The 22,887-nt window shown below is 40.1% G+C and carries 11 protein-coding genes and 1 pseudogene; all 12 read left to right on the top strand.

The window, feature by feature from the left end; genetic code table 11:
- The first annotated feature begins 8 nt into the window (after positions 1-8).
- The 12 genes and pseudogenes from meaB (at position 9) to I2I04_RS04830 (ending at position 22,883) form a co-directional block, all read left to right on the top strand.
- Positions 9-1,100 carry a methylmalonyl Co-A mutase-associated GTPase MeaB gene (gene meaB, locus I2I04_RS04885; RefSeq protein WP_074556835.1) on the top strand — a complete coding sequence of 364 codons (1,092 nt, stop codon included), beginning with the start codon at positions 9-11 and terminating at the stop codon, positions 1,098-1,100.
- 155 nt (positions 1,101-1,255) lie between these two features.
- Positions 1,256-1,846: an RNA polymerase sigma-70 factor gene (locus I2I04_RS04880; RefSeq protein ID WP_195654495.1), complete on the top strand. Its 591-nt coding sequence runs from the start codon at positions 1,256-1,258 to the stop codon at positions 1,844-1,846.
- A gap of 114 nt (positions 1,847-1,960) precedes the next feature.
- Positions 1,961-2,989, top strand: a complete 1,029-nt coding sequence (locus I2I04_RS04875; RefSeq protein ID WP_195654494.1) for a FecR family protein — start codon at positions 1,961-1,963, stop codon at positions 2,987-2,989.
- Positions 2,990-3,224: 235 nt separating this feature from the next.
- On the top strand, positions 3,225-6,497 hold the full coding sequence (locus tag I2I04_RS04870; protein ID WP_195654493.1) for a TonB-dependent receptor: 3,273 nt from the start codon (positions 3,225-3,227) through the stop codon (positions 6,495-6,497).
- Between the two features lie 6 nt (positions 6,498-6,503).
- Positions 6,504-8,141, top strand: coding sequence for a RagB/SusD family nutrient uptake outer membrane protein (locus I2I04_RS04865; RefSeq protein WP_195654492.1), 1,638 nt, complete (start codon positions 6,504-6,506; stop codon positions 8,139-8,141).
- Positions 8,142-8,167: 26 nt separating this feature from the next.
- Positions 8,168-9,313 (top strand): discoidin domain-containing protein, encoded by a 1,146-nt coding sequence (locus I2I04_RS04860; RefSeq protein ID WP_008020656.1) that lies wholly within the window; start codon positions 8,168-8,170, stop codon positions 9,311-9,313.
- Positions 9,314-9,319: 6 nt separating this feature from the next.
- A complete protein-coding gene (locus I2I04_RS04855; RefSeq protein ID WP_195654491.1) occupies positions 9,320-11,983 on the top strand; it encodes a discoidin domain-containing protein in 2,664 nt (887 codons plus the stop codon).
- 134 nt (positions 11,984-12,117) lie between these two features.
- Positions 12,118-14,508 (top strand): annotated as a pseudogene (locus I2I04_RS23485) (alpha-L-rhamnosidase C-terminal domain-containing protein); the annotation flags it as partial.
- 1,277 nt (positions 14,509-15,785) lie between these two features.
- The gene (gene bglX / locus I2I04_RS04845; protein WP_229126929.1) at positions 15,786-18,065 is read left to right on the top strand and encodes a beta-glucosidase BglX; all 2,280 of its coding nucleotides are present in this window, start codon (positions 15,786-15,788) and stop codon (positions 18,063-18,065) included.
- Between the two features lie 14 nt (positions 18,066-18,079).
- Positions 18,080-19,768, top strand: coding sequence for a DUF5597 domain-containing protein (locus I2I04_RS04840; protein ID WP_195654488.1), 1,689 nt, complete (start codon positions 18,080-18,082; stop codon positions 19,766-19,768).
- A 183-nt stretch (positions 19,769-19,951) separates the two neighbouring features.
- Positions 19,952-21,691: an alpha/beta hydrolase-fold protein gene (locus I2I04_RS04835; protein ID WP_195654487.1), complete on the top strand. Its 1,740-nt coding sequence runs from the start codon at positions 19,952-19,954 to the stop codon at positions 21,689-21,691.
- A 40-nt stretch (positions 21,692-21,731) separates the two neighbouring features.
- Positions 21,732-22,883 (top strand): glycerate kinase, encoded by a 1,152-nt coding sequence (locus I2I04_RS04830; protein ID WP_195654486.1) that lies wholly within the window; start codon positions 21,732-21,734, stop codon positions 22,881-22,883.
- Positions 22,884-22,887: the final 4 nt, after the last annotated feature.

Raw genomic sequence — 22,887 nt, 5'->3', positions numbered from 1 at the left:
CTGTGATTATGGAACATCCTGAAAATAGTGAAGAATATAAGGGGCTTGTTGTCAATAAAGGTATTGAACAACCCTCATCTGTGAATCCCTACTTAAAGCGGAAACCTAAGAAACGCCAACTTTCAGTAGCAGAGTTTGTAGAAGGTATCGTAAAAGGTGATGTCACTATATTGAGTCAGGCTGTGACATTGGTGGAAAGTGTAAAGCCTGAACATCAGGCTGTCTCACAGGAAATCATTGAGAAGTGTCTGCCATTTTCCGGTAATTCGATCCGGGTTGGTATCAGCGGCGTTCCCGGTGCAGGAAAGAGCACATCCATAGATGTATTCGGTCTGCACGTGCTCGAAAAGGGGGGCAAACTGGCGGTATTGGCCATCGACCCTAGCAGTGAGCGTAGTAAAGGCAGTATATTGGGGGATAAAACCCGTATGGAGCAGCTTTCCGTACATCCTAAATCATTCATCCGCCCTAGCCCGTCAGCTGGTTCTTTGGGAGGAGTGGCACGCAAAACACGTGAAACAATTATTCTTTGTGAAGCTGCCGGATTCGATAAGATTTTTGTGGAAACAGTAGGAGTAGGACAGAGCGAAACGGCTGTTCACTCGATGGTTGATTTCTTCCTGTTGATTCAGCTATCCGGTACGGGTGATGAACTGCAGGGGATTAAGCGTGGTATTATGGAGATGGCGGATGGTATTGTTATCAATAAGGCCGATGGAGATAATCTGGAACGTGCCAAGTTGGCTGCCACTCAATTCCGTAATGCATTGCATCTGTTTCCTGCACCTGAATCCGGATGGATTCCCAAAGTGTTGACTTACTCCGGTTTTTATAACCTCGGGGTCAAGGAGGTATGGGATATGATTTATGAATATATTGACTTTGTCAAGGGTAACGGTTATTTTGAATATCGCCGTAACGAACAAAGCAAATATTGGATGTATGAAAGCATCAATGAACAACTTCGTGATAGTTTCTATCATAATCCAAAGATTGAAGCGATGCTTTTAGAAAAAGAACAGCAGGTATTGAAAGGCAACCTGACTTCATTTATAGCTGCAAGAAGTTTGCTCGATACTTATTTTGAAGATTTGAAATAAGATTACTGGGAAGCACGCTACGTTCGTTTGGCTGCCCTTCATAAATTGATATCTGAATTGAAAAATGTGGTAAAGGTACCCTATTTAGTATTTTATTGCCTATATTTGCCGTCATGTAATAGCATGGTTAATTCCTTAAAATCGTAAAAAACTAGATGGATAAATTGGTCATGACAGAAGATTTTGAACTTTATTCTCAAATGAAAAAAGGGGATAGGGAAGTCTTTAATACGTTGTTTTTGAAATATTACCCTGTGCTATGTGCTTTTGGCAAATATTATGTGTCCATGGAAGATGCGGAAGAGATCGTTCAGGACATAATGGTCTGGTTATGGGAAAACAGATCGTTTCAGGTGATAGAAGTTTCTCTAAGAAGTTATTTATTCAAGTCTGTCAAAAACAAATGTCTGGCATTGATTGATAAGAACCAGACCAAAAAACGTTTCTGCGAACATGTATTGGCAACAGAAATGCAGGGGACTTTTGAAGATCCTGATTTTTATATTGCCGAAGAATTGATGACGAAAATAGAAAAAACAGTCGCACAGTTACCGGAAACGTATCGTGTTGCTTTTGAAATGAGTCGTTATCAAGATAAAACCTATAAGGAAATAGCGCAGGAACTGAATGTATCTACCAAAATTGTAGATTATCGTATTCAGCAGGCTTTGAAGATTCTTCGAACAGAACTCAAAGATTATTTGCCACTGATTGCAGCTATTTTCCCTTATTTCCTTTCTAAATAAATTGTATTGATTTCCAGTGGTTTAAAATAAATAATGCAGCTTTTTCTAAAAAAAGTTGCATTTTCGTTTAGGAACTATCGCGAGTTTCCAGTCATATTAGTAAAACAGGGAAAAATGAATAGAGAATTAAATATAGCAATGGATGAGGCTATGTTACTCCGGTATTTTTCCGGAGTATTGGAGAACGAAGAAAAAGAACAGGTAGAAACCTGGATTTCTCTCTCTGAAGAAAACAGGAAAACTGCCAAACAGATATTATATCTATATCGTGCAACCGATGTTGTACAAACTTTGAGTCAGGTAGATGCAAAAAAGGCATTAGTAAAGGTTGATAAGAGATTGTCTAAACGGATGAAAAGAGGTTGGTGGGAATGGACAATGAGAGTTGCAGCTATTTTGTCCATCCCATTGCTAATCTCTTCTCTTTATTTCTTTTTCAGTCAGGATGCCGATGTAGACCAGTATGTTGAGATCCGTGCAAATCCCGGAATGACTTCGCAGATTACTTTACCGGATGGCTCTCAAGTGTGGCTGAACTCTGCTTCCTATTTGAAATATCCGGTTCGTTTTACCGAGAGTGACCGACAAGTCGAACTGGAGGGCGAAGCTTATTTTTCAGTAAGGAAGGATGCCGGAAGGCGATTTCTGGTTAACGTGGGAGATAATGTGCAACTGGAAGTTTTAGGTACGGAATTTAATGTGGATGCTTATCCGAAAGACGATTTCGTAGCGGCCAGTCTGGTAACGGGCAAAGTGAACTTCCATTGCCGCCAACAAGGCCAGGAGACGGTGCATGTGATGATTCCTGGGCAGAAAGTGGTATATGACTTCGGGAGTGAAAAGTTGGTATGTACGGATACTTCCATCGAATCGGATATAGCATGGAAAAGCGGAAAGATTATTTTCCGCGACACTCCGATTGAAGATGCTTTAAGGATTTTAAGCAAGCGATTTGAAGTTGATTTTCAGCTTACAAACTCATTGTTGAAAGAGTATTGCTTTACCGGTACTTTTATAGATCAGCGTTTGGATAGGATTCTGGAACATTTTAAAATAGCTTCAGGAATAAAATATAAGTATATTGAAACCACCAGGAAAGGAGAAGAAGTCGTAAAAGGAAAGAGCGTTATCGAAATTTATTAACTAAAAAAGACTATGATATGAAAACACATCCGCCTTAAAACAAAAATATGGGAAAAAATATTGCAGTATTTTTCCCCATATAAAAATTCATTAAACCAACTTGTTTGCAGACAAGTGCAGTTAACTTTATTTTTAAATTTAAAAGTCCAGCAAATTTATGCAAAAACATTGTAGTATCCAATTTTTTTGGATAGGAAAGTTACTATGCGTAACCTTAAATAAAATTCCACTGCCTATGAGATTATTAATTATTATGTTGTGCATCTCCGTGGGATGTATCAGCGCAGCGAATACCTATGCTCAAAACACAATTTTGGAATTGAATGTGGAGAATCAAACTGTTGAAAGTGTCTTGAATAAAATAGAGGCACAAACTGAATTTGTATTTTTCTATAACAGTAAACAAGTGGATGTCCACAGACGTGTGTCTATAACGGCTAATAAGCAGAATGTCTTTAAAATACTAGACGAACTTTTCAAAAATACGGATGTAGCCTACTCAGTACTGGATAAAAGCATTATTTTATCTAACAAGCAATTGCTTAAAACGGAAAATCAGAAGAAAATAACCGGAAAGGTGGTAGATGCTAATGGAGAACCCATTATTGGCGCAACGATTGCTGTTAGAGGTGTCAGTGTGGGAACAGTCAGCGATGTTGATGGGAACTTTGTATTGTATGTCGAAGCCGGAAAAGAGGTGTGGTTGGACGTTTCTTATATCGGTTATAAAAAGCAGGAAATCAAGACTGACGGAAATAAACCTCTGACAATCACTTTGATCGAAAATATGGCGATGTTGGATGAAGTGGTGGTAGTTGGTTATGGTATACAGAAAAAAGTAAACCTGACAGGTTCCGTAGCCGATGTAAACTTTGATAATGATTTGACAAGTTCCCGAACTATCACTAATGTTTCTAGTGCCTTATCTGGTACGATGCCCGGTTTGAATGTGAGACAAGGTTCAGGTATTCCCGGAGCGGATGGAGCTACTTTACGTCTAAGAGGGGTCGGCTCCCTAAATGCCGGTCAGGACCCGTTGATTTTAATTGATGGACAACCTGGCGAAATCGGACAAATTAGTGCCAATGATATTGCTTCTGTAACTGTTTTGAAAGATGCCGCATCTGCTGCTATTTATGGTTCTAGAGCTTCTAACGGTGTTATTCTTATAACAACTAAAACAGGTGAGAATACAAACGGGAAGATAGAACTTGAATATAGTGGGAGTGTAGGCTGGAATGGGGCGACAAAACTTCCTGAATTGGTAAGCAATACTGCTGATTATATGGATTTATGTAATCAGGTGGCAAGGAACTCGCAGAGAGGAGAATTGTACAGAGATGATTTTATAAATTTATGGAGAGAACAGTCAAAGGTTGATCCAATAAAATATCCGAATACGGATTGGTGGGATGTACTGTTGAATACCAATATGGTGCAAACCCATCAAATATCTTTGAGAGGTGGAAATAACAAGGTTTCTTCATATACCTCTGTCAATTTCCAGAACAATGATGGTTTGATGAATAATACTTCTTATAAAGTTGTAAATTTGAGAACCAATACAGATTTTATCGTAAATGATTGGTTGAAGGTAGGTGTAAACGTATCAGGCATGCTAGGTGTGAATGATGCTGGTAATATAAATGGAGCTCTGGAATGGTTCTATTCTACAACACCGGGTATGGTTCCTCGTCATCCGGACGGAAGGTATGGTACAGGGCAGACAGGAACGGGAGATAAAAATAATCCGTTATGGATATTGGAAGCTCTACAAGGTGAAAAAAATAAGCGCCGTTTTACTGGTAAAGTATTTGCGGCGTTGACTCCTATGAAGGGTTTGGTTATCAATGCAAGCTATTTTAGAGATCTTTATAACTACAAAGAAAATATAGTCGACACAGATTCTCCGCGTTGGGATTTCCGTTTGGATCAACAAATAACTACAGGAAGACAGGGGATTATAACCAATATGGATAGTAATAGTGATAGATATGTGATTGATTTATTTGCAACTTATAATACAACGATTGCTAAGAAACATAATGTAGGTATACTGGTTGGATATAATCAGGAATATTGTAAAAGCTGGTGGTTTAATGCTCGCAAGGCAGGCTTGATAAGTCTTTCTACTCCGGTATTGACCGCTGCTTCTGATTTGCAGAGTTCGGATGGTGGAAAGGACGACTATGCCATGAGGTCTTATTTCGGGCGTATAAATTATGATTATGCCGGTAAATATCTGTTTGAAGCTAATGTACGCATGGACGGTTCATCTCGTTTTGCACCGGGAAATCGTTGGGGAACTTTCCCTTCTTTCTCTGCCGCATGGAGAATATCAGAAGAAGATTTTTGGAAAGACCTTAAACCAATTGTTGATAATTTAAAAATCAGAGCTTCGTGGGGACGTTTGGGTAATAATGGCATTGGTAATTATGACTGGCAGAATGTATATAGTCCTGCAAATACTTCTTTTGGTGATGCTATTCAGCAAGGAGTATGGACTACAGCAATTGCGAATCGGGATATTTCTTGGGAAAAGACGGATGTCGTTGACTTGGGATTAGATGTGAACTTATTTGGAAGCCTTTCTTTAACATTTGATTATTATAACAAGCTGACGCATGGTATTTTGTATCGAAATCCTATTCCGTATGTAAATGGTGGTTTGGGAGCTCCGATGATAAATAGTGCAAAAGTTCGTAACAGAGGTTTTGAGTTTTCTGCTTCTTATAATAAGAATTTTGGTGATTTAGGATTTGCAGTTTCTGTAAATGGAGCATACAATCGTAATGAAATAATAGATTATAAGGGCGATTATCTTGAAATCAATGGAGCTACTGTATGGACCGAAGGACAACCTATTGGGAAATTTTATATGAGAGAAATAGATCATATTGTACAGGACAAAGCCGAAATTGACAAGTTGGTGAGTGAGGGATGGACTTTTTCGCCGTCTCGTCCTGAACCTGGTGACTTCTTGTATAAAAATTTGAATAACGATAAGAGAATAGATGATAAAGACCGAGTTCTCAAAGGACAGCCGCTTCCTTTATTCACATTTGGCGGTTCAATTGCTTTTTCTTATAAGAATTTTGATCTAAGTGCCTTGTTTTCAGGAGTGTCAGGATGGGATCGATATCTTAGTACTGGAATTTTCAGTCTGACAAATGCGGACACGGAACGTCTATTCTTGAAGAAGTTTCAAAATCAATGGTCGGAAACGAATCGGAATACTAATATACCTAAACTTTATGCAAGTAATGAGAAGAATAATCAGGTGTCCGATTATTATTTGTATGACGCAAGTTTCTTAAGATTGAAGACACTTCAGCTGGGTTATACTCTGCCCAAGAATTTGATTCCTAAAGTGCGTATCAGAGCTTATTGTAATTTGGAGAATTATTTCACAATCACTTCTTATCCGGGAATGGATCCAGAAATGAATGGAGATGTGGGTTATCCTATATTGAAAACTGTATCTTTAGGTGTTAACATTAAATTTTAATTAGTTATGAAATCAATATTTTATATTATATCGGCTTTTGCTCTTTTGTTGACTGGCTGTACGGACTTCTTAGATCGTTCGCCTTATAATGATTTGTCGGGTAGTACAGTGTGGACTTCGGATGCTAATGCGAACATGCAATTGAATGGCGTTTATAAACTGACTAAGAATGGATGGGCGATGCAGGGATATTGCTATCATTTTACTTGTTTTGGTCCTGATGGATACGATTATTTCCGTAATTCTAACATTGAGATGGCCACAGCTACTACTCGTGATGGCATTTTCTTGTCAGCTTATGTGGAGTATTATAAGGTGATTAATGCTGCTAATGACGCTATTGCAAATCTGACGGATAATCCCAATATCACTCCAGAACTTCGGGAAAGAATGATTGGAGAAGCTCGTTTTCTTAGGGGATTTTCTTATTTCATGCTTTGGCAGCTTTATGGTGGTGTTATTATTTTAGATAAACCAACTCAACCCACTGATACATATTTACCCCGTAATACGGCAGATCAGGTGAGGGATTTTGTGATAGAGGATTTCAAAGATGCAATTGAACGTTTGCCATTGGAATATGGTGATTCTGAAAACGGTAGAATTACGAAAGGTGCAGCAGTCGCAATGTTGGGGCGTACCTATCTTTACGATCAGCGTTGGGGAGATGCGGCTGTGGAATTGCACAAGCTGATGGAAGAACCTTATAAGTATGATTTGGTTGAAGATTATGCGAAACTTTTCGATTGGAAATACGAAAGAAATACTGAATATATTTATGCATTATCATTTATAGCACAGATTGGTTATGGTACAGCTTATGATAGTTGGTATGGAAACCGTTCCTCTTTTATAAACGGAGAATCTTACTGTTTAGGATCACATATTCCTTTTGAAACCAGTACGTATGCTGATGGAAGTCCTATTGATTTGAGCACACGGCCTAAAAGAAGCGATTATCAGGATGAAGTGACTTTTGGTAATGATTTGATACAGTGGTATGATGATGTTATCAATTCTCCTAAAGGACTGGATAAACGTATTAGCGTAAATATGATTTTACCTTCTGCTACCTATTATGGAAAGGATAGTAAATATTTTAAAGTGTATTGGCCTTATGAAGCACATGTCAATGATGACCCGCAAGCATTAGGAGTGACTTTCAATGATTTTGCTACTTATTCATGGCGTAAATTTGTTTGTGTTGGTGATGAGGGATATTGGGCTTATCAGGGACCGACAGATATACCGCTGATTCGTTTTGCTGATGTATTACTAATGTATGCCGAAGCTAAGAATGAAGAATTGGCAGCACCCGATGATGATATTTATGATGCGGTGAATCGGGTTAGGAAAAGAGCGGGATTGAACGAACTGTCCGGATTGGATAAAATGGCTATGCGTAAAGCCATCAGAATGGAACGTTTTCATGAGTTTCCCGGAGAGGGACACTTGTTCTTTGATGTAAGACGTTGGAGAACTGCACATACCAATGATCCTGTTTTTGGATTGAATCATGATGTGTATCAGTTTACAGGTGAAAAATTATTTACTCGTTCTTTCCCGGAGAAATTTTATTTGTGGCCTATACCGGAAGCGGAAAGGGATCTGAATCCGAAACTTGATCAGAATGAGGGCTGGTAATTGTTTTAATTTTAAATGAATATAATATGAAAAAGATAGCATATATAGTATTTCTGTTATTCTGTGCTTGTTATATTTCAAGTTGTTCGGAAGACAGATATTTTCCCGGTGAGATTTATCAGGATGTGGACAATAATGGAGATGGCGATGACGGTGATGTGGTGGAGAAAGTAAATGAGAATTTGGCAAAAGGAGGAATTGCTTTGTCGGGGAGTGAGCAGGATGGCGATCATGGCGCTGCATTGTTGATTAATGGTTTAATTCAGGGAAATGAAGAATATTTCGGAACTTATCAGACTGGTGTGGACCATGAAGAATGGGTACAGATAAAACTGATACAGAAACAAAAGATTAACTCTATCTGGCTTTATCCGAGAGCTGCAAATGAGGGCTTTCCTAAAGAATTTAAGCTGGAGGTTTCTACCGATGCTAAAACATGGACTTCTGTTGTGGAGAAAACGGGTTATGAAGCAGCGACTGCTGATCCGCAGAAGTTTGATTTTGATCCTGTGGTTGCTTTGTATGTGAGATTGACTGCCACTAAACTCGCTATAGCTAATAATATGTGGACGGGTGATAAAGATGTATATTATATACAGTTGAAGGAAATAGAGGTCTATTTAAATGATGAAACAGGTGTTGATCCTGACCCGGAACCAGAGCCGGAGCCAGACCCGAATGAACCTAATCTTGCATTAGGAGGATTTGTTCAGGCTATTAGTGAAGAAGATGGGCATGGGGTTCAGTTCTTGGTTGATGGAAATTTCGCGGATAGCAACACGACTTACTTCGGTACACGCTCTTCATCATCTAGTGAATCTCAATGGGTGAATGTGAAGCTGACGCGTGAAGATGATTTTAATGAAGTATGGTTGTATCCTAAATATGGTGGAGAAGGGGTAGATGGTTTTCCTATTGATTTTAGGATAATGGTATCGGTAGATGGAGAGGAGTGGAAAGAGGTTGTGTCAAAAACAGATTATCCAGTTCCTGCATATACTCCCGAAACTCCAACGCCGGAAATTTTTAAGTTTGAAACTGTGCATGGTGGATATGTCAAGATAATAGCTACTAAGTTATTTTCAGATAATAATATGTGGACAGGTTGGCAAGATGTGTACCTGATGCAATTTGCAGAGCTCTGTGTTTACAATACCAATGTTGTTAATTAGAAAAATATGATAAATAGAATCTTGAATTTTATGTTTCTAGTGTTGATTTCGCTGCAAGTTCTGTCTTGTTCGGATAACGATATGGTTGAACCTGCACCGGAACCAACGCCGGAGCCACCCGTTGAAGAAGTGCCCGATGTGAAGAATTTAGCATTGGGCGGTGTGGCTATCGCTTCCAGTTTTGATTCAGGGCGAGCCCCTTTCTATCTTATTGACGGAAAAATTGAGGCTGCCGAGAATCAAGGGTATTATAGTAGCGTCGGTTTTACGGAGAATCATACAGAATGGGTTCAGATTGAGTTAACCAAGGAATCGGAGATAAACTCTATTTGGGTGTATCCCCGCTACGATGGCATTCATGCTGGTTTTCCTGTAGACTTTACCTTGCAGACATCTGTTGATGGTAAACAATGGAATATAGTAGCTACTGTAGAAAATAATACAGAAGTAACAGATGCATTGCCTCGTAAGTATACCTTTGCTGATGTGAATGCAAAATTTGTTCGTCTGGTCGCTACAAATCTTTATTCTGCGAATAATGAATGGACGGGATATAAAGATATTTATATCTTGCAATTAGCTGAAATCGAAGTTTACAAACGTGTACAATCTGTATCATCTGTGAGATTGGGCTCTTATTTTTCTGTGGTGGGCGAACAGGTGGAAGTTAGCGTTGATGTTGAAACTGAACAGGTGAAGGATAATGCAGGTGTTACGATAGAATTGGTTGCAGCTGAAGATGGACACTCGTTGGAAACTTCGGTAAAACAAACAGGAAAGCTGACAGATAATAAGGCTGCTTTTGTTTTAAAATTATCTTCAACTTTATCCGAAGGTGAATATAAAGTAAAAGCTACCGTGGAGGGAGATAAAGGAACATCAGTTGGTTATTCGGCTCCATATATAATATCAGCAGCTGATGGAAAAACTTATTATATAAGTTCTAGCCGGGGAAATGACGAAAATGACGGATTAAGTGAAGATACGCCCTTCAAGACATTGACTAAAGCTTCTCAATTGGAACTGAAACCGGGAAGCAGGTTGCTGTTGCGTGCAAGCGACGTATGGCAAAGGCAAATGTTGATGCCCAAAGGAAGCGGAACGAAAGAAAAGCCGATTGTGATTGGAGCGTATGGAACAGGGGCCAAGCCTATTATCAGTCCGGGATATAATAACAATACGATATATGGTATCCGGATTGTGAATGGAAGCGGGTATGAAATTCGTGGATTGGAAATAATGAATTGTTATGGTGGGATTGTATTCTGGTATGAGAATACGTATAACCACAAGTATATTCTGATTGAGGATTGTTATGTGCATCAGGTAACAGGAACTACTACCGGATGGGGTGGTGGATGGGATCAGAAAATGCCTGTGGATTTGGTAATGGCTTCGGGTATTTGTATTAATGGTTCTGACGCTTACGGTAATAGCCGGATTTGTGAAGATATCACCATCCGTAATACGAAGATAGACCGTTGTGATGTTGGTATTCAGTTTATTTCCCGCGATCATGATTTTTCAGGAAAGTGGAACTATCATGGAAAAGATAAAACGACATCGAACAGTTTTTATGATGTGAAAATAGCCAATTGTGATGTTACCCGTTCTTATCGTACTGGAGGAATTTGTATCAGTTGTGTGAGTAAACTGGATGCCCGTGATTTGTTGGTTGACGAAACCGGATATCAGGGAGTCGGCATGTATTGGGGAGTAGCTGGGTTCCAAGTGTCCCGTGTTAGTGATTCCTTGATTGAAAATTGTACATTCTCTAATACGATAAAGGGTAGCAGTCCCGACGGACAAGGGTTTGACTTTGAGTCGGACAACCAGAACGTGACGGTTTGTAAATGCAGATTCCTTAATAATGATGCCGCAGGGTTATTGTGTTTTGGTGGAACTTGGCCGGGAGCTAATGCGGGTAATGTGGTAGACGACTGCTATTTTGAAGGTAACAATAGAGTCGATGATAATCGTATTTTTAATATAGGATATCCCGCTAATAGCGGTATCGTGAAGAATTCTGAAATTCACATGGGGAATAAAGCTACTACTTTTTATTCTTATCCATTGGCTTTTGATGAGTCCAACAGGGTTTATGATGCTGACGGAAAGTTAATATATAGTGGTGGTCCTTCACGCACTAATCTTATGTTTGAGGAACGATTTGGCTCTGATTTATCAAAATGGAAAGATAATGCGGCAGGTAGTTCAGTAACCAGTGGCAAGTTATCCGTCGAGAATAATAGGGTTGTTTTTGCAAAAGGAGGAAGTGACTGGAAAAATTATTTTCTTGAGGCAGAAGTAACTTGTAAGTCGGAGGTTGCCATTCCGGGATTGGTGTTCTGTGCTGACGATAGTGGAAAGAACTATTATATTGCAAAAGTTAATTTGCTTCGTAATTACCGGAGTACAATTGATATTTATAAAGTGGTAAACGGCACTGAAAATACTTCTCCGTTGGCTAGTTATCCATGTTATAGTATGCTGAAAGAGACAGCTTATAAAATAAGGGTAGAGTTGAAAGATTCTTCTATTCAGGTATATATGGATGGAAATTTGATGGGGACATTGACAGATGCTACCTTCTCTAAAGGTACTGTTGGTTTGGCCAATGGTCATTCAGGAATGGCATTGTTCGATAATTTAATCGTTTGTCCTCTTTAGCTGGGATCTTTTTTCAATAGGTAGTAGCTGATTAAATGATTGGGAATAAGTGGGCAGGCTCATATATGATGAGTCTGCCACTGATCCTGTTGTCTTTTCAATTACGATGTTTAATGATTGAAATGTAAAATAGTATGATAAACCGTACACTTGTAACACTGTTATTGATAATAATGCATTTTCCGCTCTGTGGACAAATTCGGTTGCCGGGATATCAGGGTGAAAAGGTGAATCCTGCATTGTTTATGGGGCAGTGGCCGGCACGTTGGATTTCTATGCCTGATGAGCCTGTGGATATTTATGGAGTATATCACTTCCGGAAGACTTTTGAGTTGGATACGCTTCCAAAGCATTTTTGGGTACATGTTTCTGCTGACAACCGATATAAGTTGTATATAAATGGAAGTTTAGTATCGTTGGGACCTGCCAGAGGAAATGTATTTAATTGGAATTTTGAGACTGTCGATCTGTCTTCCTGTTTGAGGCAGGGAAAGAATGTGCTGGCTGCTGTGGTTTGGAATTATGGTGATAAAAAGCCTTTGGCACAAATGAGTTTCAATCGGACAGGTTTTATAGTGCAAGGTAATACGGTGGCGGAAGCTGTTGTTAATACAAATGATACGTGGGTTTGTATCAAAAATGGAGGATACAGTACTTGGGAAACTCCCGTTTGCGGATATTATGTGGCTGGTCCCGGAGAATTATTGGATGCTGCATCATATCCCTGGGGATGGGAACAATCGGATTATGATGATTCCGGTTGGATAAAAGCACGGCAGGAACTAGCTGGTTCTATGAAGGGAGGAGCAGATTATCCGGGACGTCTTTTGGTTCCCGCTCCGATACCGCCAATGGATTATAAAATGGAACGTTTTTCTGAAGTTAGAAAAGCGGATGGAGTTAGGTTACCCCGGAATTTTCCATCTCAAAAGCTGGCATTTACTGTTCCGGCAAATAGCAAAATTCATTTGATATTGGATCAGGGACAACTGACTACCGGTTATTTGTCGATGTTTTTTAGCGGGGGAAGAGGGGCGGAAGTTCGTTTGGGTTACACAGAAGCCTATTATTCGAATCCCGCTACAGGTGCTAAAGACAACAGGAATGAGTTGGATGGAAAAATGTTTGTAGGTTATGAGGATGAAATAATATGTGACGGTGGGAATGACAGGGAGTATACTAATTTGTGGTGGCGTACTTGGAGATATGTGGATGTACGGATTGAGACAAAAAATGAACCTCTTGTCATTGAGGATCTGTATAGCACTTATTCGGCTTATCCGTTTGTAAGAGAAGCCCGTTTTGTGGCACCGGAGAATGAATATCTGGAGAATATATTGGAGATAGGATGGAGAACAGCCAGGCTGTGTGCGAATGAAACCTACATGGATTGTCCTTATTATGAGCAACTGCAATATTTTGGAGATACACGTATTCAGGCAATGATAACATTGTATAATACGCATGATACTTGTATGGTGAAGAATGCATTGGAACAGGGGCGGCAGTCGATTGTAGCAGATGGAATAACGATGGGACGGTATCCTACCAATTCTCATCAATTTATATCTTCGTTTTCACTTTGGTGGATAGGAATGGGGTATGATTACTGGATGTACAGGGGAGATGAGGAATATTTGAAAACATTACTGCCTGCTTATCGTACTATATTGGCCTGGTATGAACAATGGTTGAAACCGGATCATACACTGGGGTATGTACCTTATTGGTTTTTTGCAGATTGGGCGGAAGGATTTCCTAATGGAGAGCCTGTGCGCGAAAAGAATGGAAACTCTGCTTTACAGGATTTGATGTATCTTCTTACATTAGAGTCTGTTGCCAAAATGGAAAAGGCATTTGGACTTCCGGCTATGGGAGAACATTATGCGAAGATAGCATCGGTTGTAAAAGTTGCCATACAGAAAAAATATTGGGATGTTTCTCGCGGGTTGTTTGCTGATACGTATAAACACAATAGTTTCTCTCAACATGTGAATTCGTTGGCAGTATTGGCAGGGGTGATTACAGGAGATAAAGCCCGGCAGGTGATGCATTCTGTGTTGACTGATACTGATTTAATACAGGTTACTATCTATTTTCGCTATTATTTGAATCAGGCTTTAAACAAGGCGGGTTTGGGGGATGAACTGCTGGAGTATCTGGGAGTATGGAAAGAACAAATGGCATTGGGATTGACTACATGGGCGGAACGTCCTGAACCCTCCCGTTCTGATTGTCATGCTTGGGGAGCGAGCCCTAACATCGAGTTTTATCGTGTTGTATTGGGGATTGATTCTGATGCGCCAGGTTTTGGCAAGGTACGTATTGCTCCTAATTTGGGGACATTGAAGAAAGTTTCAGGAACCGTTCCTCATCCTTTGGGAGATATTGCAGTGAACTATGAGGTGGATAAAAAAGGAAAGTTGATTGCTACGGTAGATTTGCCGGAAAACATTAAAGGTACTTTTGTCTGGAAAGGTCAGAATTATCCGCTTGTGTCTGGGCATCAGGTTCTTACTATTAATCAGCTGGCTTCAGCAGGACAACGTAAGTATTATGTAAGTTCGAGTACTGGGGATGACTCCAATGACGGACTGACTCCGAAACGTGCATTTAAAACACTGGCAAAAGCATCGCAGCTAAGACTCTTTCCTGGTGATAGCCTTTTATTGAGGGCGGGTGATATATGGTTGAAAGAGTCTTTGTTTCCGGTAGGGAGTGGCAGGCCGGAAAATCCGATTGTTATCTCTTCTTATGGGAAAGGGGCACGGCCTCATATAAAGCCCGGACATGATGCTATTTATGGAATAAGGATTGTGAATGATGCCGGATATAAAATAAAAGGTATGGAAGTTTCTGACTGTTATGGAGGAATAGTGGTTTGGGAGGAAAACACGTATAACCATGAATATATATGGATTGAAGATTGCTACTTTCATGATATAACAGATAAGGATGAGCCGATTGGCGGTGGACGAAACGGACGTCCCGTTACTCCGGATTTGATTTATGGGATGGGAGTCAGTATATGTGGAGCGGATGCTTTTGGAGGGCGAACATTGCTTTCGGATATTACTATTACGAAATGTAAATTTGATCGTTGTGATGTGGGAATTGAAGTGATAGGAAGAGACTATGATGATACCAGTGAATGGAAACGTCATGGACACGATTTGATATCGGCAAAGGCTTTTCTAAATGTAAATATCTCGGATTGTGATGTACAGCGCTCATACCGTACGGGAGGGGTAATGCTGTATTGTATCACGGGCGGTACGGCCGAAAATATCATAGTCAATGAGACTGGTTATGAGGGTATAGGTATGTGGTGGGGAGTAGCTGCATTCCAATGCGCCAGAGTACACAACTATTTGGTGGAAAACTGTACGTTCTCGAATACCATTAAGGGGAAGAGTCCGGATGGACAGGGATTTGATTTTGAAGCAGATGTACATGATGTGATGGTTCGTAAATGTAGGTTTATCAATAATGAGGGTCCTGCTGTATTGTATTATGGCGATAGTTGGGCAGGAATCAATGAAGGTTGTGTAATAGATAGTTGCTATATCGAGGGGAATAACTGGAGTACGGATGGAGATTATGTCAGTAAAGTTTTTGGCGTGGGAAAACCTGCTAATGAGGGAATAATAAAGAATACGGAGATACATTTGCGCACCGATGACCAGACTTTTGACTGTGCTCCGATAGTGTTTGATGCATCAAATAGGGTGTATAATACCACTGGGAAGTTAATATATGGAACGGAAATAACAAAATGAATAATCTGGAAAAACAAAATGATATGAAACGATTTTTAGTATTGATATTGGCTATGATACCTGTTTGTGGTATGATGGCACAGAGTTCACAGGAGTCTAAGATGAATAAATTTGTAGATAACCTGATGAGTAAAATGACTATTGAAGAAAAAATAGGTCAGTTGAATATGCCTAATATTGATGGGGCGGTTATTACCGGTCCTGTAAAGAATACGGATACCGGTGAGCGTTTACGAAAGAATGAGGTAGGAGCTTTGCTGAATCTTCAGGATGTGAAGAAAATCAGGGAAGTTCAGCAGTTGGCTTTGGAGCATAGTCGTTTTAAGATTCCGTTGTTGTTTGGGATGGATGTGATACATGGTTATAAGACAATTTTCCCTATTCCTTTGGCGCAGGCGGCAACCTGGAATATGGATATGGTTGAAGAGGCAGCCCGTATTTCGGCGGTAGAAGCAAGTGCCAATGGGATTTGCTGGACATTCAGTCCGATGGTGGATGTTACGCGGGATGCACGATGGGGACGTATTGCCGAGGGAGCTGGAGAGGATCCGTGGCTTGGTGGTGAGATTGCCAAAGCATACGTGCGCGGTTATCAGGGTGACTTGTCGGCTAATTCCAATATATTGGCTTGTGTGAAACATTTTGCTCTTTATGGAGCTCCGGATGCCGGGAAAGATTATAATACGGTTGATATGAGTCGTCAACGTATGTTTAATGAATATATGTTACCTTATCTGGCAGCCGTAGAAGCGGGAGTGGGCAGTGCAATGAGTGCATTCAATGAAGTAGAGGGCATTCCGGCTGCAGCCAATAGATGGCTTTTGACTGACTTGTTGAGAGGACAGTGGGGATTTGATGGCTTTGTAGTGTCTGATTGGGATGCTGTTCGTGAATTGACGGAGCATGGAATTGGAAATATGCAGGAAGTATCTGCTAGGGCACTTATTGCCGGTTTGGATATGGACATGGCAAGTGAGGGACTGGTGAGCACGCTGAAGAAATCCTTTGATGAGGGAAAAGTTACGGAAGAACAGATAAATACGGCTTGCCGCCGTATATTAGTTGCCAAATATAAATTAGGATTGTTCAAAGATCCATTTAAGTATTGCAATGAGGAGAGGACGAAGAAAGATTTGTTCACTCCCGAACATCGGCGGGCAGCGAGAGAAATGGCTGCTGAAAGTTTTGTTTTATTAAAAAATAAGGAGCGGCTTTTGCCTCTTCAAAAGAGTGGCAAAATAGCCGTTATTGGCCCGTTGGCGGATAATCGGAGAAATATGTTGGGAACATGGACTGTGAGCGCGGATCTGGATACTCCTGTATCTGTACTTGAGGGGATAAGGGAAGCTGTGGGAGACAAAGCCGAAATCAATTATGCTCGCGGAAGTAATCTCACGTATGATGAAGAATTGGAAAAGAGAGCTTCTCATTGGGGAAAAGGCTTCCCGCGTGACGGACGGACAGATAGTCAGCTTCAACAAGAGGCTTTGGATATCGCCAATCAATCGGATATTATAATTGCAGTGATGGGAGAAGCGGCTGAAATGTCTGGAGAGAGTACGTCGAGAGTCGATTTAAATATTCCGGATGCCCAGAAAGACTTGCTTAAGAAACTGGTAGGTACAGGCAAGCCGGTGGTTCTTGTTTTATTTGCGGGCAGGCCGTTGACGTTGGTTTGGGAAGAGGAAAATGTTCCTGCTATTTTAAATGTCTGGTTTCCGGGTACGGAAGCGGGAAATGCGGTAGCGGATGTGCTTTTTGGAGATGTAAATCCAAGTGGTAAACTTACGGCTACTTTTCCGCGGAGTGTAGGACAGGTTCCTATTTCGTATAGCTACAAGCACACTGGCAGGGCACCTAATAAAGAAAAACCATCAGAAAAGTATCGGACAGGGTATATTGATGAGACGTATGAACCTCTATATCCTTTTGGGTATGGATTGAGTTATACACAGTTTGAATACGGAGAGTTATCGTTGGATAAGGAAGTAATAAACAATACGGAGTTTTTGACTGCAAGTATCACTGTGACCAATAAAGGGACAGTGGATGGAAAGGAGATCGTTCAGCTTTATTTGCGTGATGTGGTAGGGAGTGTCACCCGTCCATTGAAAGAACTGAAAGGATATGAAAAAATATATCTGAAAGCTGGTGAGTCTAAGACTGTTCGCTTCAGGATTACTCCGGAAATGCTGAAATTTTATAATTATAATATTGAGTATGTATATGAACCGGGTGAATTTGATGTGATGGTTGGTTGTAATAGTAGAGATGTACAAACGAAGCGGTTTACACTGAGTTAAAGAGATAATAGGGAATGAGAAAATTTATATCATATATTATTTGTGTGATTATTCTCTTTGTTATGGTACAATGCGATAATAAGGGAGGGATTGAAGAAAAAACGATTCCTTTTTTGCAGAAAAATGGGGGAGCAGTCCAGTTGATGGTCAACGATGAACCCTTTCTGATGATTGCTGGAGAACTTCATAATTCCACGTCTTCTACGGTTGAGTATATGGAACCTGTTTGGGCACGCCTCAAATCGATGAATTTGAATACTGTGTTGGCTGCTGTGACTTGGGAGTTGTTAGAACCTGAAGAAGGAATTTTTGATTATCATTTGGTTGATAAAATGCTACAAAAGGCTCGTGAGAATGATTTGAAACTTTGTCTGCTTTGGTTTGGCAGTTGGAAGAATGGAGAATCGAGTTATGTGCCGGGTTGGGTTAAAAAAGATACGGAACGTTTTTTTCGGGTGAAGAATAAAGATGGGAAGAATATTGAAACGATTTCTCCTTTCTGTAGGGAAGCCCAGAAAGCGGATGCAAAAGCGTTTGGGGCATTGATGAAATATCTGTCGGAGGTTGATAAGGAACGTACGGTAATTCTCATCCAACCGGAGAACGAGGTTGGAGTATTTCAGGAAATAGATTACTGTTCACAGACTTTAGCAGAGTTTGAAAAAAAGGTTCCGGAAAAGTTGATGACTTATCTTGGTGCTAATAAGGATATCTTGAATCAACATATAAAAGAGATATGGGAAAGTAATGGCTCGTTGAAAACGGGTACATGGAAAGAGGTGTTTGGGAATACTCCTTTTACTAAAGAGTTTTTTATGGCATGGCAGTATGCCGACTATATTGATGAAGTGGTTAAGGTAGGAAAAGAACAATATCCGTTACCCATGTTTGTCAATGCATGGCTGGTACAATATCCGGAACAGTTGCCGGGAGGATATCCTACAGGTGGACCCGTTTCACGTGTCATTGATATATATAAAGCTGCTGCCGGTCACCTTGATATTTTAACTCCTGATATTTATTTGCCTGATTTTAAAAGAATAGTTGCCGAATACCATCGTACGGATAATCCTTTATTAGTCCCGGAATCCACCATGGAGCCGGGAAGAGCTTTTTATGCTTTTGCCGAACATGATGCAATTGGTTTTGCTCCATTTGCAATAGAGGACGGGAGTGAATATTTTCTTCTAATCAAATCGTATGAAGTGTTGCAAGAATTGCAATCTTTAATTATCCGATATCAAGGTTCGGGAAAAATGCGTGGTATATTGAAGTATGGTGATGAAACGCAACAGGTGTTCTCATTTAAGGATTATACGCTAAAAGTGGTGTATGAAAAGAATAATGAACCGGCTTACGGCCTGATTATACAAACGGATATAGATGAGTTTCTGGTTGCAGGGATGAACTTTAAAGTATTTATTTCGGCAAATGATCCCAATAAGATAGGATATTTTGAACAGATATGGGAGGGAGGCTATGAAGCTGGGAAATGGAGCCCTACTCGTTTATTGAATGGTGATGAGACATGGCATAATTATGCTTTGATCGCTGTAGGACGTCTTTATGACTCTTTAGAAGTAAATGCATCTAAAGGCTTTTTGGAAGCAGGGGGAGAGCAAAATTTTACGTATTCTTATGCAAGTCGTAAGAAGATAGCTACTCCTGGAATTTATAAGGCTAAGGTGTATATCAGAAATTAATCAAGTTATTCTGATTATATTTTAGGTGAACATAAATATTGTTGAGCTTCGGACACTCGTGAGTTGAAGTAGAATTGTAAGATACAATAATATCTTGTCAAGTTGGCTATAATGGTATTTTTTACATAATTTTGTTTGGGTGTATAGAGGGTAAAGTAATTAATCGATAAAAAATAGAGGGTTATGATACGAAAATTATTAATGCTTTTTTTGCTTTTAGTCTGTTGTCTTTGTCAGGCACAGAATAAATATGTATTAACGGCCGATAGTAAGAAAAAAGTCGGCGTAGAGTATGGCGGGCATATTTATGCTCATTTTGATAAGTCCGTTGTGTTTCCCGGTACGATACGTGAAGTAGATATCTATGTACCTGCCCAATATGATGGAAAGACTCCTGCATGTGTCTGTGTGTTTCAAGATGGAATGAGTTATAGAGCGGATACTGTAGTGTCCAATCTAATATCCAGTAAAGAAATCCCAATGATGATATTAGTGGCTGCTTCTCCGGGACAAGTCATAGGTGATTTTGACCCGGATAGTCCACGGGCAAACAGGACATACGAATATGATACTCCTTCTCCACGTTTTGGACAGTTTGTTTTAGAGGAACTTTTGCCTTTTGTCGAATCATTGAAGACTTCCGAAGGGAAAAGTATAATACTATCGAAAAATAAAAATGACCGGATGATCACAGGTTGTAGTTCCGGGGCTGCCTGTGCTTTTAATGTTGCCTGGAATACCGAAGAGTTCACTCGTGTTTATAGCTCTTGCGGTTCGCTGACGGGATTAAGAGGTTCTTTTACGAATTCCACATTGGTTCATAAATTTGAGCCTAAACCTATTCGGTTTTATTTTCAAAGTGGTTCACATGATATGTGGACTTCATTTGGTGATTGGTGGAGTGCTAATCAGGCTATGGTGCGTGCCATGGATTTTGCAGGTTATGACTTCACCTATCAATTTACGGAGAATGCGGATCATTGTGATGATAATGTAACTCAATTATTTCCGGATGCAATGCGCTTTCTTTGGAAAGGATATCCGGGGAATCCTCCATCACCCAAAAGGGAAACACATAATTCTATGTTGAGGCAAGTTTTATTGGATGGCAAAAACTTCGAACAGGTCGTGTCTAGCATCGAAGATAACTCTATTTTACTTTCTAATAATAAAGGAGAAATCCTTGTTGCTTCGGAGAAAGGAGCAAAGTTGCTTGATGATAAAAGAGAAACTATGATTATTGATAAAAAGGTGCTGGCTATAGGAATAGATAATGAAATGTTGGCATATGAATCTCGGAAAGGTTTAGTCATTGCAGATAAAAATGGGCATATCCGGAAAAACATAAAGACTGAAATATGTCCATGTAATGCTGTCGCTTTGAGAGATGGCGGTTACTATATAGTTGGAAAAGAGAATCAGGGAGATCTGTTTACTTCAATCTGGTATTTGTCGAATGAATATGAGTTATCAAAAAAGGCAGATGGATTAAAAAGTGTGTATTCATTGGCGTTAAGTGGCAACAATAACTGGTTATATGCTTTTGGATATGACACGCGGCGTGGATTCAGCTATAAGGTGAATAAGGAACATAAGGATTTACTATATGGGCAGGAATTCTACTATATTCATGTACCGGATCAATCTGATGGAGCAGAAACGACATCCGCAATCTGTGATAATTTGGGAAGAACGTATCTGGCAACGGCGTATGGTATTCAGATCTGTGATTATAATGGAAGAAGTGAAGCTATTCTATCCATGCCGGGAAATGTGAAACCTGTATCTGTTGCATGGGGAGGAGAAGCTATGAATGTGCTTTATGTCCTTTGTAATAATGGTTGGATTTACAAAAGAACGTTAAATACGAAAGGAGCTTCTTTAGAGGGAGTAATGCCGGTTATTAGAGTTGGGGCCGGATAAGTGGTCTGCTAAATAAATTTGTTATGTAAATATAGATTGTATGAAGAAAATTATTTTAGCATTTGATTCATTCAAAGGATCAGCAGGCTCACTGGATATTGCCCGGTACGCCCGGCAGGCTATTCGGAAAGAACTACCTTATTGTGAGGTATTAGAATTTCCGGTAGCTGATGGTGGTGAAGGAACTACCGAGGTCATTTGTACTGCTTTGGAAGTGAATAAGATCCTCTGTGAGGTACATGACCCGTTAATGAATCCGGTGGAAGTTTCTTATGGAATAACAAAAGATGGAGCTACTGCAATTTTAGAAATGGCATCAGCAAGCGGATTGCCTTTAGTCGCGTTTTCTTTACGCAATCCGATGAATACGACTTCTTATGGGACTGGCGAAGTGATCTTGGATGCATTGAACCGCGGGTGTCGTCAATTTATTGTAGGACTTGGCGGCAGTGCAACCAATGATGCCGGCATGGGTATATTAAGTGCTTTGGGTATTTGTTTCTTTGATAAATCGGGAGAACGATTAGAACCTAAAGGGAGTAACTTGGCTGCGATTGAGTTTATAGATGAAACCTTTGTTCATCCAGCTTTGAAAGAAGCCACTTTTACAATGGCCTGTGATGTTCATAATCCGTTCTATGGTTTGCAGGGAGCAGCCCATGTATTTGCACCACAAAAAGGGGCTACTCCGGACCATGTTATAAGTTTGGATGAAGGGCTTCGGCATTATGCCGAGGTTATTAAGAGACAAAAACAGATGGATATTGCTTTTATTCTAGGTGCGGGAGCGGCAGGTGGTATTGGCGGAGGATTGCTTCCCTTTATACAGGCAGAGCTAAAGTCGGGCATTGATGTCATATTGGATATTCTTCATTTTCGTGAAGCATTGCAAGACGCAGATCTTATTTTCACAGGTGAAGGGAAATTGGATGTACAAACGGGCATGGGTAAAGCGTTAGGCGGAATTTTGAAGGAAGCTCGGAAAGAAAATGTCCCTGTCATTGCTTTGGGTGGTGGGGTCGAAGCTACTGAACAACTGAATAAAATGGGATTTACTGCTGTATTATCTATTCAGCCTGCCCCTGTATCTTTGGATAAAGCTATGCAGCAGAAGTTTACGTTGGATAATGTAGAGCGTACTGTAACCCAATTGATACGTATTATAAAGCAATTCAGTCTAAATCAGAAATAAAATC

It is taken from the genome of Bacteroides sp. 1001136B_160425_E2, from assembly GCF_015559655.1.
In the GTDB taxonomy this organism is placed as follows: domain Bacteria; phylum Bacteroidota; class Bacteroidia; order Bacteroidales; family Bacteroidaceae; genus Bacteroides; species Bacteroides luhongzhouii.
The sequence above is the reverse complement of the archived record's forward strand: the minus strand, read 5'-3'. Positions and strand labels throughout refer to the sequence as shown.